Source organism: Pseudomonas sp. PD9R (genome assembly GCF_019200975.1).
Taxonomy (GTDB): Bacteria; Pseudomonadota; Gammaproteobacteria; order Pseudomonadales; family Pseudomonadaceae; genus Aquipseudomonas.
Genome location: NZ_JAHTMR010000010.1, coordinates 41,267 through 55,841 on the forward strand (window position 1 = coordinate 41,267; position 14,575 = coordinate 55,841).

Consider the following 14,575-nt stretch of genomic DNA (forward strand, 5'->3'; position numbering starts at 1 on the left):
CCAACATTAAGGGTGTGATAACGCTTGGACATGAGTCTTCAAGGAGGACAGCATGCGCACGATTCTTTTCAGCAGCCAGACCTACGACCGCGACAGCTTTCTTGCCGCCGACTTGCCGCCCGATATCGAACTGCATTTTCAACCGGCACGTCTGAGCCTCGACACAGCGGCGCTGGCGGAGCATCACGAAGTGGTTTGCGCGTTCATCAACGATGACCTGAGTGCGCCGGTGCTCGAACGCCTGGCTGCGGGTGGCACACGCTTGATTGCCCTGCGTTCAGCCGGTTACAACCACGTCGACCTGGCAATGGCCAAGCGCCTGGGGCTGGCGATTGTGCGCGTCCCGGCCTACTCGCCCCACGCGGTGGCCGAGCATGCAGTGGCGCTGATCCTGGCGCTCAACCGCCGCTTGCACCGCGCCTACAACCGCACCCGCGAAGGCGATTTCAGCCTGCACGGACTGACCGGCTTCGACTTGGTGGGCAAGACTGTCGGCGTGGTGGGCACCGGGCAGATCGGCGCGACCTTCGCCAAAATCATGAATGGATTCGGCTGCCAGTTGCTGGCTTACGACCCCGACCCCAACCCGGAAGTCGAAGCACTCGGCGCCCGTTATCTGAGCTTGCCGCAGCTGCTGGCCGAATCGCAGATCATCAGTTTGCACTGCCCGCTCAACGAGCAAAGCAAGCATTTGATCAACCGCGAATCACTGGCACACATGCAACCGGGGGCGATGCTGATCAACACCGGTCGCGGCGGCCTGGTGGACACGCCGGCGCTGATCGACGCCTTGAAGGACGGGCAACTGGGTTATCTGGGACTGGATGTGTACGAAGAGGAAGCGCAACTGTTCTTCGAGGACCGCTCGGACCTGCCTTTGCAGGACGATGTTCTGGCGCGTCTGCTGACGTTCCCCAACGTGATAGTCACCGCGCACCAGGCCTTCCTGACCCGCGAAGCCCTCGGCGCGATCGCCTCGACCACCCTGCAGAACATCGCGGCGTGGGCAGCCGGTACGACGCAGAATCAGGTCGAGGGCTGACTCGTTCAGGCCTTGGACAAAGCGATCATCAGCCCCAGCCAGCCAAATCCGATCAAGCGCTGCATCGAGGAATGCCCGGGGCGCAGCAGGAACCAGACAAAAAACGGCGGCAGCAGGAACACCATGATCTTCAGCCAAAGCTCGACCGGACGCGGCCCTGTTGGCATTGGTGCTGCAATCGCACTCCCCAACTCAGGCTCGGTCTCTACTGTACGCCGACGCCTGAAAGCCGCAGGCGTAACCCTGGGCACGCTCTCATTGGTCGGTAAACGCCCGAAAGACAGCGGAGCGCTTTGAAGTGTTTCTTTCGGAGCCGCCGCTTGCGCCGACCCTGCAGGCGCACCGCAATGAATACAGGCAGGCGCCGTCGAACTGATGCGCTGTTTGCATTCAAAACACTCGATTAACGCCATGTCCATTCCCTAGAGATGCAAAAGCGGCAGTGTGCCATGAGTCGGCAAGCAAATTGAACCTGATCGAAGGTCATATGCCCACGCCATGCTGCGCGTATGCCCGTGCTAGCATATCGCGCATATTTGGAGGACCCATGGTCGAACACGATTTCCGCTATAGCCTGATGAACCCGCAACACACCCTCACCGAATGCCGCGCCCTGGTGCCGGGGCGTTATCAAGTCACCGGCAACGGCGGCTCGATTCGTAATAATGACGTGCTGGTCGTGACCCTTAAGGGCAGCAAGGACTTGTCCATGCGCCTGACCGTCGAAACGGTTCGCCACTTGATCAACCCGCCGGGACAATGGGTCGCGGTGGCCAGTGGTCCGGTGTTCGGCGAATTGGCGATCCACACCTGGCAAGTCAATTGCGACAGCTGCGCCAAAGCGCTGAGCTTCGAGTTCGCGGTCGACGCCAAACTGGGCAACAAGGCTGAAAAACCTGCCGCCACTGCGCGGATTGCCGAGTTGGGCTGGACGTCCGTTGGCGAGAAACACCTGTGCCCGAAATGCCAGGAGCCTGCGTGATGAAACGCCTTGCTCTGACCGCGATGGTTGGTGCCAGCCTGTTGGGCTGCGCCGCCGAGCCGGTGCAATTGCAACAAAACCGCAGCTACATTCTGGAGTGGATCGGCGAACGTCCGTTGATGGACTACAGCCACCTGACCATCACCCTCGGTGAAGACGGTCGGGCTTACGGTAACGGCGGCTGTAACCATTGGTTCGCGCCGTACACGCTGGAAGGCGGCAAGCTGAGTTTCGGCAAGATCGGCAGCACCCGCAAACTCTGCGCGCCGGCGCTGATGGAGCAGGAAAAACGCTTCCTCCAGGCGCTGGAAAACGTGCAGCGCTGGGACGTCTCACCGATCGACCAGATGCGCTTCTGGCCGGCCGAAGGCAAGCCGCTGCGCTGGTGGCTTGAAGAGGGTTGATCCCTGATAGATCGCAGTCTCTGTAGGAGCACGGCTTGCCGGCGAAGGCGTCCTTGAGACCGCCATCGCGAGCAAGCTCTGCTCCTACAGAGGCTGCGATCTTTTGACCCCTCTTAACAGCAACTCAATTCTTAGCCTGCAACGCCTCCAGCTTCGCCATCACCCCCGCCGCCGTCTGCTCGCCCATCAACTGTTCGCGCACCTTGCCCTTGTTATCGATGATGTAGGTCACCGGCAGTGCCTCACTGCGTGGCAGTTCGAACAACTCCGAAGGGTCCTGCGCCAGCACGGTGAATTTGATCCCGAGTTTTTCGCTGGCACTTTTCAGTTCTTCGCCCTGCACATTGTCGAAGTTGACTCCGAATACACCGATCTTCTTGTCCTTGAGCTGGTCGGCCAAGTGGTTCAATTCCGGAATCTCGGTTCGGCACGGGCCACACCATTCGGCCCAGTAATTGATCACCAGCCATTGCTTGTCCAGACGTTCGGCGGCGACCTTGTGCCCGTTCTGGTCGATGCCATAGTCGTTGCCGCAGCCCCCCAGCATCAACGCCCCGATGATCGCCAATGCCGCTGCCAGTCGCCTTGTCATGTCGTGTTCCTTGTCAAAAATTGAATGCGCCTGCAACCCATCGCCTGCCAAGGTTCTGGATTACGCGCTGCACAGTTAGAATAGCCGCCACCTTACGCAAGATGCGACCCGCTCATGACCGATCTGACGCTTTATCACAACCCGCGCTGCTCGAAATCCCGCGGTGCGCTCGAACTGCTCGAAGCCCGTGGCCTGACCCCGACCGTGGTGCGCTACCTGGAAAACCCGCTGGACGCCGCTCAAATCCAGAGCCTGCTGAGCAAACTCGGCATCGACGCGCGGCAACTGCTGCGCACAGGCGAGGACGAGTACAAAACTCTCAACCTGGCTGACAGCAGCCTGAGCGAGGCGCAATTGATCGCCGCCATCGCCGCTCACCCGAAACTCATGGAACGACCGATTCTCGAAGTCGGCAATAAAGCCGTCATCGGCCGTCCGCCGGAGCAAATCCTGGAGTTGCTGCCGTGAGTGCCCCGTACATTCTGGTCCTGTATTACAGCCGCAGTGGCTCGACCAATGAGATGGCCCGGCAGATTGCCCGTGGCGTCGAACAGGCCGGCCTTGAAGCGCGGTTGCGTACCGTGCCGGCGATTTCCACCGAATGCGAAGCCGTGGCGCCGGACATTCCGGAAGAAGGCGCGCTCTACGCCAGCCTCGACGATCTGAAGAACTGCGCAGGCCTGGCGCTGGGCAGCCCGACCCGCTTCGGCAACATGGCGGCACCACTCAAGTACTTTCTCGACGGCACCAGCAATCTTTGGCTGACCGGCGCACTGGTGGGCAAACCGGCGGGCGTGTTCACCTCCACCGCGAGCCTGCACGGCGGCCAGGAAACCACCCTGCTGTCGATGATGTTGCCATTGCTGCACCACGGCATGCTGATCACCGGCCTGCCCTACAGCGAGTCGGCACTCCTGGAAACCCAGGGCGGCGGCACACCGTACGGTGCCAGCCACCATGCCGGTGCTGACGGTAAAAGCGGTCTGGATGCCCATGAAGTAGCGCTGTGCCGTGCGCTGGGTGCGCGTCTGGCCAAGACTGCACAGAAACTGGAGCGCTGAAGTGGCCAAGAAGCCGAAGATCTTGCCTTCCGTCGAATGGCTCGAACCCCGGGTTCGCGCGATGCGCGTCATCAGCCTGCTGTGTTTTTTTGGTTTGGTGGGGCTGCTTTGCGCCTATTACCTGGTGGTTGCCGACTTGCATGGCGCACGACCGTGGGTGATTTTGCTGATCGAACTGGTACCGCTGCTGTTGCTGGCACCGGGGATGATTATCGGCAGCGCTCGCGGGCATTCGTGGATGTGTTTTGTGGTGAACCTGTATTTCATCAAGGGCGCATTGGCGGCGTATGACCCGAACCGGCAGTTGTTCGGTTTGCTGGAGATGGGGGCGAGTTTGGCGGTGTTTTGCTCGGCGCTGCTGTATGTGCGCTGGCGGTTTCAGTTGAACCGCAAGTTGGCTGGCGAGGGTGAAACCTCCATCGCCTGATAGAAAAAGATCGCAGCCTTCGGCAGCTCCTACAGCTGTACGCATTCCACTGTAGGAGTTGCCGAAGGCTGCGATCTTTTCACGGCCAACCCAATCTCAATGATTCACTGTGTAAGCCAGCATCGTTGAGATCTGGCTCATCGCCCGCCCGCCACTCTCTTCATGCCACTGGTTGAACACGTCCTGGACCAACGCCAGATCCCGCAGACTCGTCGGCACCTTGTCGATGATGTTCTGCGCATTCAACGCAGCGACCACGTCGTAGCTCGGGACGAACGTGTCCTTGCCGACCATCCGCAAAAAGCGCGGGGCTGACAGGCCGCCTAACTGGTGACCGCGTTTTTTCAGAAAGGTCCAGAGCCCGACGATATCGGTCACCGGCCAGTCGGCGATCAACGCGCCGAAACAGCCCTTCTCATGGGACACATCCAACACGAACTGCGCATTGCGCGGCACGCTTTTGAGCTTGCCCAGGTGGCGGATGATCCGCGCGTCCTGCATCAGGCGCTCCAGGTGTTCGGCACTCATGAGCACGACTTTTTCCGGGTCGAACTTGAAGAACACTTCTTCGAAGGCCGGCCATTTGGCGTCTACCAGGCTGTGTTTGAGCCCGGCGCGGAACACGCGCAACGCCATGGTCGAGAGGTAGCGATCGTCGCTGATCTTGCGCAACTGCGCCGGGCTCTTGGGGACGGGCAGATGGGCTTCCAGTTCAGCCGCCGAACCGAAACGGTTCAAGCAGTACTCGTTCAGCCACTTGTAGTCGCGCATGCCCTCTCCAGTAATTTGAAATAAAACGAAAATCCTGTGGGAGCGAGCTTGCTCGCGATAGCGGTGTGTCATTCAACGTTGATGTCGACTGACATGACGCAATCGCGAGCAGGCTCGCTCCCACAGTAATTGGGGTCAGAGGTTAACGACGTTCACGAAGCGCGAGGCGGCGCTTTCGTCGATCTTCAGACTGGTGAAGTCGAACAGATTGCGGTCCGCCAGTTGCGACGGAATCACGTTCTGCAAACTGCGGAAAATACTTTCGGTGCGGCCAGGGGTCTTGCGCTCCCAGTCCAGCAGCATGTCCTTGACCACCTGACGCTGCAGGTTTTCCTGGGAACCGCAGAGGTTGCACGGGATGATCGGGAATTGCTTGAGGTCCGAGTAGGCCTGGATGTCTTTTTCGTTGCAGTAGGCCAGCGGGCGGATCACCACGTTGCGACCGTCATCGGCGCGCAGCTTCGGCGGCATGGCCTTCAGCGAACCGTTGAAGAACATGTTCAGGAAGAACGTCTCGACGATGTCGTCGCGGTGATGACCGAGGGCCATTTTGGTCGCGCCGATTTCATCAGCAAAGGTGTACAGCGTGCCACGACGCAGGCGCGAGCACAGCGAGCAAGTGGTCTTGCCTTCCGGAATCAGCTCCTTGACCACTGAATACGTGTCTTTCTCGACGATGTGGTACTCGATGCCCAGCTCTTTTAGGTAAGCCGGCAGCACGTGTTCCGGGAAGCCCGGCTGCTTCTGGTCCATGTTCACGGCCACGATCTCGAACTTGATCGGCGCGACCTTCTGAAAGTGCATCAGCACGTCGAGCATGGTGTAGCTGTCCTTGCCACCGGACAGGCAGACCATGACCTTGTCGCCGTCTTCAATCATGTTGAAGTCGGCAACAGCCTCACCGGCCTGACGGCGAAGGCGCTTTTGCAGCTTATTCTGGTTGACCGTAAGAGTGCCCATGACGCGAAATCCGTGAGGTGTGACGAAAGGCCGGCATTTTACGCAAAAAATTCAGTTCCGGCGAAGACATGTAGGAGCTGCCGAAGGCGGCGATCTTTTGATCTTCGGCAATTTCGGTCCCGTAACCCGATCAAGATCAAAAGATCGCCGCCTTCGGCAACTCCTACAGATGCAAGCGCGATTACCGCGGTGCTTTACAGCGCAATTTGCTCTAAGCCCATGCTCCTTGTGCGGTTAAGTCCTTCCTATACTGCGACATAAGGTCGCATTCAAATCCAGACCTATAACTTACTTGGCCCGATTGGCCCGTAGGCGCTCCACTGGGGGGCGACGGTAAAAACAAGAGGAGTGACTGGCATGATCCATCACGTAGTGGGGCTCTTCACCCACCCTGACCAAGAATGGAAAGAGATCCGTGGCGATCAGGAGGAAAGCATCAGCCACATGTACCTGACCCATACCTTGATCCTGGCGGCGATTCCCGCAGTGTCGGCGTTTATCGGCACCACACAGGTCGGCTGGGTTATCGGCAATCGAGCGCCGGTGATGCTGACCCATGAAAGTGCGTTATGGATGACCGTCATGTCGTACCTGGCCATGCTCGGCGGCGTGGCCGTGATGGGCGCATTCATCCACTGGATGGCCCGCACCTATGATGCCAATCCGAGCCTGGCGCGCTGCGTGGCGTTTGCGACCTATACCGCGACCCCGTTGTTCATCGGCGGCCTCGCGGCACTTTACCCACACATGTGGCTGGGAATGATCGTCGGCACTGCGGCGATCTGCTACACGGTCTACCTGCTGTATGTCGGGCTACCGACCTTCATGAACATTCCATCTGACGAGGGCTTCCTGTTTTCCAGTTCGGTACTTGCTGTTGGCCTGGTGGTGCTGGTGGCCATCATGGCGTTCACTGTCATTGTCTGGGGACTCGGCGTGGGGCCGGTCTATACCAATTAGCAACACATCACCCTAAAACTAGATCTGCCGACACACAGGCCGCCGCAAGGCGGCCTTTCAATTCTTCAGCCTGCAGAGCGGCAACGACCATTCGGCGCTTCAGCGATTCGCAAGTCCCGAGGGTTGCGGCATACTCGACTTCTCTGGAGATCCATCAAGCATGCCCGAGCAACTCAATACCCGCGTCGAAGACTGTTTCCTACAAGCCGAATCTTTTTTCAAAAGACCTTTCAAACGCCCCGTGGTGAGCCTCAAGCTGCGCGGGCAAAAAGCCGGTGTCGCGCATTTGCACGAGAACCTGCTGCGCTTCAACCCGCAGTTGTACCGGGAAAACACCGAAGACTTCCTCAAGCAGACCGTGGCCCACGAAGTGGCACACCTGATCGCTCATCAATTGTTCGGCGACCGCATCCAGCCCCATGGCGAAGAGTGGCAACTGATCATGCGTGGTGTGTACGAACTGCCGCCCAACCGATGCCACACCTACGACATCAAACGTCGCAGCGTCACCCGCTACATCTACAAATGCCCGTGCGTCGACAGCGATTTTCCGTTTTCGGCACAGCGCCATGGCCTGGTGAGACAGGGGCGGCGGTATTTGTGCCGGCGCTGCCGGAGTACGTTGGTGTTCAGTGGCGAGATGCGGGTCGAGTAGTGAGTTTTTCGGCGCCTGTACCGGCCTCTTCGCGGGCAAGCCCGCTCCCACAGTGATCGACGTCGTTCACAAATCCTGTGCTCAAACCAAATCCTGTGGGAGCGGGCTTGCCCGCGATGAGGCCAGTCCAAACACTAAAGAACCACCTTGGCACGCCGCAACGCTTCGATCCGCTCAGCACTAAACCCCAACGCCCCCAACACCTGATCCGTATGCTGCCCCAGCGCTGCGCCAATGTGCCTCGGCTCGGGCAATCCATCTGAAAACTTCAACGGACACGCCAGCTGCGCCTGACGCGTACCATCCCCGCGCGGCACCTGCGTCACCAATTCCCGCGCCTGCATCTGCGGATGCCGTGCCGCCTCGCCCAAACTCAGCACCGGTTCGACACAGGCATCCAGCTCGGCAAACAGTGCGCACAATTCGGAAAAGTCATGCTTTTCGAACTCAACCTTCAGCGCATCCTTGAGCTGCTTCTGCTGCGCCGGGTTCGGTGATAAACCAAGGCTCGCCAGCTCCTCCAACCCCAACGCCGTGCACAACTGTTTCATGAAACCCGGTTCCAGGCTGCCCACCGACAACCAGCGTCCGTCCCGCGAACGGTAATAGTCGTAGAAGCTGCCACCATTGAGTACCTGGTCTTCCCGCCCCGGCTCGACCCCACAGGCCAGATACCCGGCACCCGCCATGGCGTTCAGGCTGAAGGCGCAATCAGTCATGCTCACATCCAGATGTTGCCCCTGCCCTGTTTGCTGCCGGGCGATCACCGCCGCCAGCAAACCGATCACCCCGTGCAGCGAACCACCGGCAACGTCCGCCACCTGCGCGCCCAAGGGCAGCGGACCACTGTCGGCGCGGCCGGTGTAGCTCGCCAGCCCCGCCAGTGCCAGATAGTTAATGTCGTGGCCGGCGCGATCCTTGTAGGGGCCGGTCTGGCCGTAACCGGTGATCGAGACATAGATCAATTGTGGATTGATCGCCTTCAACGCCTCATAACCCAGGCCCAACCGTTCCATCACGCCGGGGCGAAATTGCTCCAGAACGATGTCGTAGTCCTGCAGCAATTGCTTGATCACCTCCAGCGCTTCGGGCTGTTTAAGGTCCAGTGCCAGGCTGCGCTTGTTGCGATTAAGGTAGGCATGGCTGGCGGAAACGCCTTGATCGTGTGGCGGTAACACCCGCAGCAGGTCCATGCGGGTCGGCGATTCAATGCGCAACACCTCGGCGCCCATGTCCGCCAGCAGTAACGAGGCAAACGGCCCCGGCAGCAGTGTCGAGAAATCCAGAACCTTGAGTGATGCCAATGGACCGAGCATGGGTGTTCTCCCTAAACAATGCCCCAGCCTAGGCAAGCGGTCGCCTTGCAGCAATCACCTTATGCGCCAGTTGCGCTGACCGTTGTGCTCAAACCGCAGGCATGAAAAAACCCGCCGAAGCGGGTTTTTCATACAGCGCGTCTTACTTGACGTTGCTTGGGGTTGGGCCTTCGGCCACGCCCAAGTCGTCTTCTTTACGCTCGTCGGCGATACCGCGACCGCCCGAAGCCAGTTCGGCGTGCATCACGTCGGTGTCCAGCTCCTTGACCCACTTGGCCACCACCAGGGTGGCAACGGCGTTACCCACCAGGTTGGTCAGGGCACGGGCTTCGGACATGAAGCGGTCGATACCGAGGATCAGCGCCAGGCCGGCAACCGGCAAGTGGCCAACAGCCGACAAGGTGGCAGCCAGCACGATGAAACCGCTACCGGTCACGCCCGCAGCGCCCTTGGAGGACAGCAGCAACACCACCAGCAACGTGATCTGGTGCGTGATGTCCATGTGTGAGTCGGTGGCCTGGGCAATGAACACGGCCGCCATGGTCAGGTAGATTGCAGTACCGTCGAGGTTGAACGAGTAACCGGTCGGGATCACCAGGCCTACGACGGATTTCTTCGCGCCCAGACGTTCCATTTTGATCAGCATGCGTGGCAGTACGGACTCCGAAGAGGAGGTACCCAGCACGATCAGCAGTTCTTCACGGATGTAGCGAATCACTTTCAACACACTGAAGCCGTGGGCGCGAGCGATACCGCCCAGCACGACCAGGATGAACAGCAGGCAAGTGATGTAGAAGCAAGCCATCAACTGACCCAACTGCACCAGCGAGCCGACACCGTACGCACCGATGGTGAAGGCCATGGCACCGAAGGCACCCAGTGGCGCGAGCTTCATGATCATGTTGATGATGTTGAACATCACGTGGGCGAAACGATCGATGAAGTCCAGGATCGGCTTGCCGTAGTCACCCAGGCGATGCAGGGCGAAACCGAAGATCACCGAGAACATCAGCACTTGCAGGATGTCGCCCGTGGCGAACGCGCCGACGATGGTGGTCGGGATCACGTTAAGCAAAAAACCCACGACGCTTTGATCGGCACCGGCAGCGACGTAACTGGCGACTTTGGAGGCATCCAGCGTGGCCACGTCGATGTGCATGCCGGCACCCGGCTGCACGACGTTCACCACAACCAGACCCACCAGCAAGGCGATGGTCGACACGATTTCGAAATACAGCAGCGCATAACCGCCGGTCTTGCCCACCGACTTCATGCTTTGCATGCCGGCGATACCGCTGACGACCGTACAGAAGATGATCGGCGCAATGATCATTTTGATCAATTTGATGAACCCGTCACCCAGCGGCTTAACGGCGATACCGAGCTGCGGGTAGTAGTGACCGAGCAAAATACCGATGACAATTGCAACGATCACCTGGAGATACAGGGATTTGTACAGTGGCTGACGAGTCGTCATTGCAAAGTTCCTCAAGAGTGCGCGGTGACAACATCCATCTGTTGTCCACGACACCTGAATTGCGAACCCTCCTGCACTGGAGGGATTTGTTTTTTCGAGCTGCGCAACGGCAAGCATCTGCTCGTTGTATCGCAAGGCCCGTGCCACCTTCCGCGAAAACCCTGCAAGCCTTTTGACATCAAGGGGTACAGGCTGTTCTGCATCATTCCAGGCTTGCGGCGCAGTGGCGGATTTCCGCCCATCGACCAAATCGCGTCCTGCAATTTGGCGGATATCCGCCTTGTTCATCAGCCATTGCCGCCGCTACCATCCGCCGCTCAATGGAGGGGTCTGCCTGCTATGCGCGAACGCACCATCGCCAGTCATTTCGCCCGCGCCGCCCTCGGTGGCGCGCAACGGCGTGGCTACGACTATTCGGGCCTGCTTGAGCAATTGGGGATCAGCCCTGAGTTGCTCGACGAGCCGCGAGCGCGCATCGCCCCGGAGCAGTTCACCCGACTGATCCAGGCACTGTGGCTGGCACTGGACGACGAGCACCTGGGTTTCGGCCAGGGCCCGAGCAAGCCGGGCAGCTTCGCGATGATGTGTCATGCCGTGATCCATTGCCGCAATCTGGATAGGGCACTCAATCGCGGCTTATTATTTTATAGCCTATTCCCCAACGCCCCGCGTCTGACCCTGACCCGCGAAGACGAAATGATCCGCCTGAGCCTGGACGATTCGCAGCTGTGGGACCCGGACCATTTCCTCACCGAGAGCCTGCTGGTGATCTGGCACCGGTTCGGCAGTTGGCTGATCGGCCAGCGCATTCGCCTGGAACAAGCCACGTTCAGCTATCCCAAACCTGACCACGGGGCCGAATACGATTTGCTGTTTTCCTGCACGCTAGGCTTTTCCACAACAAAAAGCAGCACGGACCAAAGCAGCCTGCTGTTCCACAGTCGCTACCTGAACATGCCACTGTTGCAGGACGAGCGCACGCTCAAGCATTTCCTTGAACGCTCACCGGCCGATTTGTTATCGCGCCCCGACGACGGCGACAGCTTGAGTAGCCAGTTGCGGCGATTGCTCAGCCGCGACAGTTCGCGTTGGCCAGACCTCGAAGCCGTGGCCGCGCACTTGCACATCAGCCCGCAGACGTTGCGCCGGCATCTGCGTGAGGAGGGCAGCAGTTTTCAAGAGTTGAAAGATAATTTGCGCCGCGACATCGCGATTTATCACTTGGGCCGTGCGGATCTGTCGTTGCAACAGATCGCCGAACAGTTGGGGTTTTCCGAGCCTTCAGCGTTTCATCGGGCGTTCAAGAAATGGACGGGATTGACGCCGGGAGCCTACCGGGCGCAGGAATTTTAAGATCAAAAGATCGCAGCCTTCGGCAGCTCCTACATGGATTGCGATCTTTTGACTTCAAACCACCGGGAAATGAATCCGGAACGCCGCACCGCCCATCGGCGAGTCGCCCAGGGTGAGCTTGGCGCTGTAGCTTTCGATGATGTCCTTGACCACCGCCAGGCCAATGCCCTGCCCCGGATGCTGGCGGTCCAGGCGTTCGCCGCGTTGCAGGATTCGCGCGCGCTGGTCGGGAGGGACGCCGGGGCCGTCGTCTTCGACGCACAATTCAACGCCGCTTAGCGTCTGACGCACGCTGATGCGTATTTCGCCAAGACACAGGCGATAGGCGTTCTCCAGCAGGTTACCCATCATCTCCAGCAAGGCGCCCTGCTCGATCGGCACATAACAGTTGGAGGGTAAATCGAAGGCCACCCGCACCCGCTTGTCGCGATAAACCTTGTCCAGCGTGTCACACAAACTTTGCAGCACCGGTTGCAGGCGCACCTGATGACGTACCAGACCGCTTTTGCGCAGGCTGGCGCGCTGCAATTGATAGCTGATTTGCTGGCTCATGCGCTCGATCTGGTTTTGCAGAACCCAGGCCTGCTCGCGATTTTCCGGGCGTTGCGCCATGTCTTCGCTGACGCCTTGCAGCACCGTCAGCGGGGTTTTCAGGCTGTGCGCCAAATCGTCGAGGGAATCGCGATAACGGCTGCGCTGTTCACGTTCGCTGTGCAGCAAACGGTTCAGGGAGCCGGTCAGGCGCAGCAATTCGCGCGGGTGTTGTTCGCTTAGGCTTTCGCGGGTGCCGCCTTCGATTTCATCCAGTTCCTGACTGAGCCGGCGCAACGCCTGCAAGCCCCAGGTCAGACCGATCCACAGCAACGCCAGCAGCACCAGCAACGCCGCGCCGAAACCCAGGTAGAGGTTTTCCCGCAGGCCTTCGAGGGTCAGTTCGTACTCACGAACCGGTTGCAGCGCGACAATGCTGAACGCCGCGCTTTTGCCACCCAGCAACTTGACCTCGACGTCATAGACGAAGAATTCCTGGCCATTGGCTTCGCTGATCCGGGCGAACTCATTACCGCGTCCGTCGTAACGCGGTTTGTAATTGATCTGATCTTCCTGAGTGCCTTTCGAACGCCAGACCAAATGACCTTCGCGGTCGTAGATGTAACCGAGCAAGCGGCTGTCGGTGAGGTTGAAGCGCTCGTCGGGCAATTGCGACGGCATCTGCAAGTGGTTGTTCTCCACCCGCGCCGCGGAAATCAGCGTCGTGACATCCGACGCCAGGCGTTGCTCGATGGAATCCTGCAACGCCAGGCTGAACGCGCCCTGCATCGCCGGCAACAGCGCCAGCATGAACAACACCGCCAGGAGGGTGGCGGCGAGCATCAAGCGGACTCGGAGGGAACGAATCAAGTGCAGCGCTCATTGAACAGGTAGCCGAGACCGCGCACGGTATCGATCGGCTTGAACCCGGTCGGCCCTTCGAGCTTGCGCCGCAGGCGGCCGACCAGCACTTCGATCACATTCGGATCACGCTCGTCGTCGTCCGGGTAGAGTTGCTCCATCAAGCGATCCTTTGCCACCACTTGCTGGTGATGGCGCATCAAGTACTCAAGGATCCGGTATTCGTAAGCGGTCAGTGCCAACGGCTGCTCATCGAGCGACGCCTGCTTGCGATTAAGGTCGAGCAGCAACGGCCCGGCAACAATGGTCGACTGGGTGAACCCGCTGGAACGACGCAGCAAGGCATTGAGTCGGGCGTCGAGCTCTTCAAACTGGAACGGCTTGACCACATAGTCGTCAGCCCCGGCGGCGAGGCCTTCGACTTTGTCCTGCCAGTTGCCGCGCGCGGTGAGGATCAGGATCGGAAAGGTCTTGCCCCGCGAACGCAGTTGGCGGATCAGGTCCAGACCGCCCATGCCCGGCAGGCCAAGATCGATCACCGCCAGATCGTGATTGAACTGTTCAGTCTGGTACAGCGCCTCTTCGGCATTGGCCACGGACTCGACCACGTGGCCGCTATCCGTCAGGCGGGTTTGCAGGTGATGGCGCAACAGCGCTTCATCTTCGACGACCAGCAGTTTCATAACGCTCTCCCGAGCAAATCAACGTCTCCAGAAGTACATACGGTGTACCTCGATGGCTCACATCACGATTGTTTGCTGACACCCGACGGATTGGACAAATCATAGCGGCCCATGAGGTCCTCCTGACGGAGTTTAATGCCATTGTGCGAGACCGACACGTTGTCGTAACCGACGTAGTAATCGGACTGGCTGTTTTGTTGCCCCAGGCGCGCGCCCCAAGCGCTGTCATTACCCACTACGGCATTAACGCTCGAACTGCTCAAGACTCGGGACTTTTTGACCTTGTCGCTGGTCTGTCCAAAAACACGGCTGGTGAAATTATCGTCGGCAGCGTGGGCGGCGGTACTGGCGCCCAGGACAGTGAAAGCCAGAATCAGGTTTTTAAAGCCAGTCATAGGGAGTTTCCTCATGCGCTGTTCGCTTTTTGGGTACGGGCAAGGTTACCCACCCCGCCCTGAACTCCCCCTGAACGCAATCTGAACCTAAGCTGAATCAAATCA

The 14,575-nt window shown here is 59.3% G+C and carries 17 protein-coding genes and 1 pseudogene; 9 read left to right on the plus strand and 9 right to left on the minus strand.

Annotation, left to right across the window (positions count from 1 at the left end):
* The first annotated feature begins 52 nt into the window (after window positions 1-52).
* Window positions 53-1,042: a 2-hydroxyacid dehydrogenase gene (locus tag KUF73_RS19310; RefSeq protein WP_218439651.1), complete on the plus strand. Its 990-nt coding sequence runs from the start codon at window positions 53-55 to the stop codon at window positions 1,040-1,042.
* Between the two features lie 5 nt (window positions 1,043-1,047).
* Here KUF73_RS19310 and KUF73_RS19315 read toward each other — a convergent pair whose 3' ends face one another.
* Window positions 1,048-1,455, minus strand: a complete 408-nt coding sequence (locus KUF73_RS19315; protein ID WP_218439652.1) for a hypothetical protein — start codon at window positions 1,453-1,455, stop codon at window positions 1,048-1,050.
* A 134-nt stretch (window positions 1,456-1,589) separates the two neighbouring features.
* On the opposite strand from KUF73_RS19315, the gene KUF73_RS19320 reads away from it, so the two are divergent.
* Together KUF73_RS19320 and KUF73_RS19325 are read left to right on the plus strand one after the other, a co-directional pair.
* Complete coding sequence (locus tag KUF73_RS19320) at window positions 1,590-2,024, plus strand: hypothetical protein (RefSeq protein WP_218439653.1); 435 nt, start codon at window positions 1,590-1,592, stop codon at window positions 2,022-2,024.
* Window positions 2,024-2,428 (plus strand): META domain-containing protein, encoded by a 405-nt coding sequence (locus KUF73_RS19325; RefSeq protein WP_218439654.1) that lies wholly within the window; start codon window positions 2,024-2,026, stop codon window positions 2,426-2,428. The genes KUF73_RS19320 and KUF73_RS19325 overlap by 1 nt, the downstream gene beginning before the upstream one ends.
* Window positions 2,429-2,552: 124 nt before the next feature.
* Here KUF73_RS19325 and KUF73_RS19330 read toward each other — a convergent pair whose 3' ends face one another.
* Window positions 2,553-3,020, minus strand: coding sequence for a TlpA disulfide reductase family protein (locus tag KUF73_RS19330; protein ID WP_218439655.1), 468 nt, complete (start codon window positions 3,018-3,020; stop codon window positions 2,553-2,555).
* A gap of 114 nt (window positions 3,021-3,134) precedes the next feature.
* On the opposite strand from KUF73_RS19330, the gene arsC reads away from it, so the two are divergent.
* Genes arsC through KUF73_RS19345 form a run of 3 tightly spaced genes read left to right on the plus strand, consistent with a single transcriptional unit; the run spans window position 3,135 to window position 4,508 of the window.
* Complete coding sequence (gene arsC, locus KUF73_RS19335) at window positions 3,135-3,488, plus strand: arsenate reductase (glutaredoxin) (RefSeq protein ID WP_218439656.1); 354 nt, start codon at window positions 3,135-3,137, stop codon at window positions 3,486-3,488.
* Window positions 3,485-4,081, plus strand: coding sequence for an NAD(P)H:quinone oxidoreductase (gene wrbA, locus KUF73_RS19340; RefSeq protein WP_218439657.1), 597 nt, complete (start codon window positions 3,485-3,487; stop codon window positions 4,079-4,081). The genes arsC and wrbA overlap by 4 nt, the downstream gene beginning before the upstream one ends.
* Before the next feature lies 1 nt (window position 4,082).
* Entirely contained in the window at window positions 4,083-4,508 is a 426-nt protein-coding gene (locus KUF73_RS19345) for a DUF2069 domain-containing protein (RefSeq protein ID WP_218439658.1), read from the plus strand.
* Window positions 4,509-4,604: 96 nt separating this feature from the next.
* Here the strand turns inward: KUF73_RS19345 and KUF73_RS19350 are convergent, their stop codons facing one another.
* Window positions 4,605-5,279: a DNA-3-methyladenine glycosylase I gene (locus KUF73_RS19350; RefSeq protein ID WP_218439659.1), complete on the minus strand. Its 675-nt coding sequence runs from the start codon at window positions 5,277-5,279 to the stop codon at window positions 4,605-4,607.
* Window positions 5,280-5,414: 135 nt separating this feature from the next.
* Entirely contained in the window at window positions 5,415-6,239 is an 825-nt protein-coding gene (gene ttcA, locus KUF73_RS19355; protein ID WP_218439660.1) for a tRNA 2-thiocytidine(32) synthetase TtcA, read from the minus strand.
* Between the two features lie 357 nt (window positions 6,240-6,596).
* Between ttcA and KUF73_RS19360 the strand changes: the two genes are divergently transcribed.
* Both KUF73_RS19360 and KUF73_RS19365 read left to right on the plus strand, forming a co-directional pair.
* On the plus strand, window positions 6,597-7,199 hold the full coding sequence (locus KUF73_RS19360; protein WP_218439661.1) for a Yip1 family protein: 603 nt from the start codon (window positions 6,597-6,599) through the stop codon (window positions 7,197-7,199).
* A 160-nt stretch (window positions 7,200-7,359) separates the two neighbouring features.
* On the plus strand, window positions 7,360-7,854 hold the full coding sequence (locus KUF73_RS19365) for a SprT family zinc-dependent metalloprotease (RefSeq protein WP_218439662.1): 495 nt from the start codon (window positions 7,360-7,362) through the stop codon (window positions 7,852-7,854).
* 134 nt (window positions 7,855-7,988) lie between these two features.
* Here KUF73_RS19365 and KUF73_RS19370 read toward each other — a convergent pair whose 3' ends face one another.
* Together KUF73_RS19370 and KUF73_RS19375 are read right to left on the minus strand one after the other, a co-directional pair.
* Window positions 7,989-9,170 (minus strand): CaiB/BaiF CoA-transferase family protein, encoded by a 1,182-nt coding sequence (locus KUF73_RS19370; protein ID WP_218439663.1) that lies wholly within the window; start codon window positions 9,168-9,170, stop codon window positions 7,989-7,991.
* A gap of 142 nt (window positions 9,171-9,312) precedes the next feature.
* Window positions 9,313-10,647, minus strand: a complete 1,335-nt coding sequence (locus KUF73_RS19375) for a dicarboxylate/amino acid:cation symporter (protein ID WP_218439664.1) — start codon at window positions 10,645-10,647, stop codon at window positions 9,313-9,315.
* Window positions 10,648-10,986: 339 nt separating this feature from the next.
* Here KUF73_RS19375 and KUF73_RS19380 point away from each other — a divergent pair, with 339 nt between their 5' ends.
* Window positions 10,987-12,000: an AraC family transcriptional regulator gene (locus tag KUF73_RS19380; RefSeq protein ID WP_218439665.1), complete on the plus strand. Its 1,014-nt coding sequence runs from the start codon at window positions 10,987-10,989 to the stop codon at window positions 11,998-12,000.
* A 54-nt stretch (window positions 12,001-12,054) separates the two neighbouring features.
* On the opposite strand, the gene KUF73_RS19385 is transcribed toward KUF73_RS19380, so the two are convergent.
* From KUF73_RS19385 to KUF73_RS19395, 3 genes and pseudogenes are all read right to left on the minus strand, one after another.
* Window positions 12,055-13,401: an ATP-binding protein gene (locus KUF73_RS19385; protein WP_218439666.1), complete on the minus strand. Its 1,347-nt coding sequence runs from the start codon at window positions 13,399-13,401 to the stop codon at window positions 12,055-12,057.
* A complete protein-coding gene (locus KUF73_RS19390) occupies window positions 13,398-14,075 on the minus strand; it encodes a response regulator (RefSeq protein ID WP_218439667.1) in 678 nt (225 codons plus the stop codon). Before KUF73_RS19390 ends, KUF73_RS19385 begins: the two co-directional genes overlap by 4 nt.
* Before the next feature lie 74 nt (window positions 14,076-14,149).
* A pseudogene (locus KUF73_RS19395) lies at window positions 14,150-14,470 on the minus strand (hypothetical protein); the annotation flags it as partial.
* Window positions 14,471-14,575 lie beyond the last annotated feature (105 nt).

Coding starts and splice junctions, on each gene's coding strand:
- KUF73_RS19380 (WP_218439665.1), top strand. CDS start 10,987: ATGCGCGAACGCACCATCGCCAGTCATTTCGCCCGCGCCGCCCTCGGT.
- KUF73_RS19330 (WP_218439655.1), bottom strand. CDS start 3,020: ATGACAAGGCGACTGGCAGCGGCATTGGCGATCATCGGGGCGTTGATG.
- ttcA (WP_218439660.1), bottom strand. CDS start 6,239: ATGGGCACTCTTACGGTCAACCAGAATAAGCTGCAAAAGCGCCTTCGC.
- KUF73_RS19325 (WP_218439654.1), top strand. CDS start 2,024: ATGAAACGCCTTGCTCTGACCGCGATGGTTGGTGCCAGCCTGTTGGGC.
- KUF73_RS19320 (WP_218439653.1), top strand. CDS start 1,590: ATGGTCGAACACGATTTCCGCTATAGCCTGATGAACCCGCAACACACC.
- KUF73_RS19360 (WP_218439661.1), top strand. CDS start 6,597: ATGATCCATCACGTAGTGGGGCTCTTCACCCACCCTGACCAAGAATGG.
- KUF73_RS19310 (WP_218439651.1), top strand. CDS start 53: ATGCGCACGATTCTTTTCAGCAGCCAGACCTACGACCGCGACAGCTTT.
- KUF73_RS19390 (WP_218439667.1), bottom strand. CDS start 14,075: ATGAAACTGCTGGTCGTCGAAGATGAAGCGCTGTTGCGCCATCACCTG.
- arsC (WP_218439656.1), top strand. CDS start 3,135: ATGACCGATCTGACGCTTTATCACAACCCGCGCTGCTCGAAATCCCGC.
- KUF73_RS19350 (WP_218439659.1), bottom strand. CDS start 5,279: ATGCGCGACTACAAGTGGCTGAACGAGTACTGCTTGAACCGTTTCGGT.
- KUF73_RS19365 (WP_218439662.1), top strand. CDS start 7,360: ATGCCCGAGCAACTCAATACCCGCGTCGAAGACTGTTTCCTACAAGCC.
- KUF73_RS19370 (WP_218439663.1), bottom strand. CDS start 9,170: ATGCTCGGTCCATTGGCATCACTCAAGGTTCTGGATTTCTCGACACTG.
- KUF73_RS19315 (WP_218439652.1), bottom strand. CDS start 1,455: ATGGCGTTAATCGAGTGTTTTGAATGCAAACAGCGCATCAGTTCGACG.
- KUF73_RS19375 (WP_218439664.1), bottom strand. CDS start 10,647: ATGACGACTCGTCAGCCACTGTACAAATCCCTGTATCTCCAGGTGATC.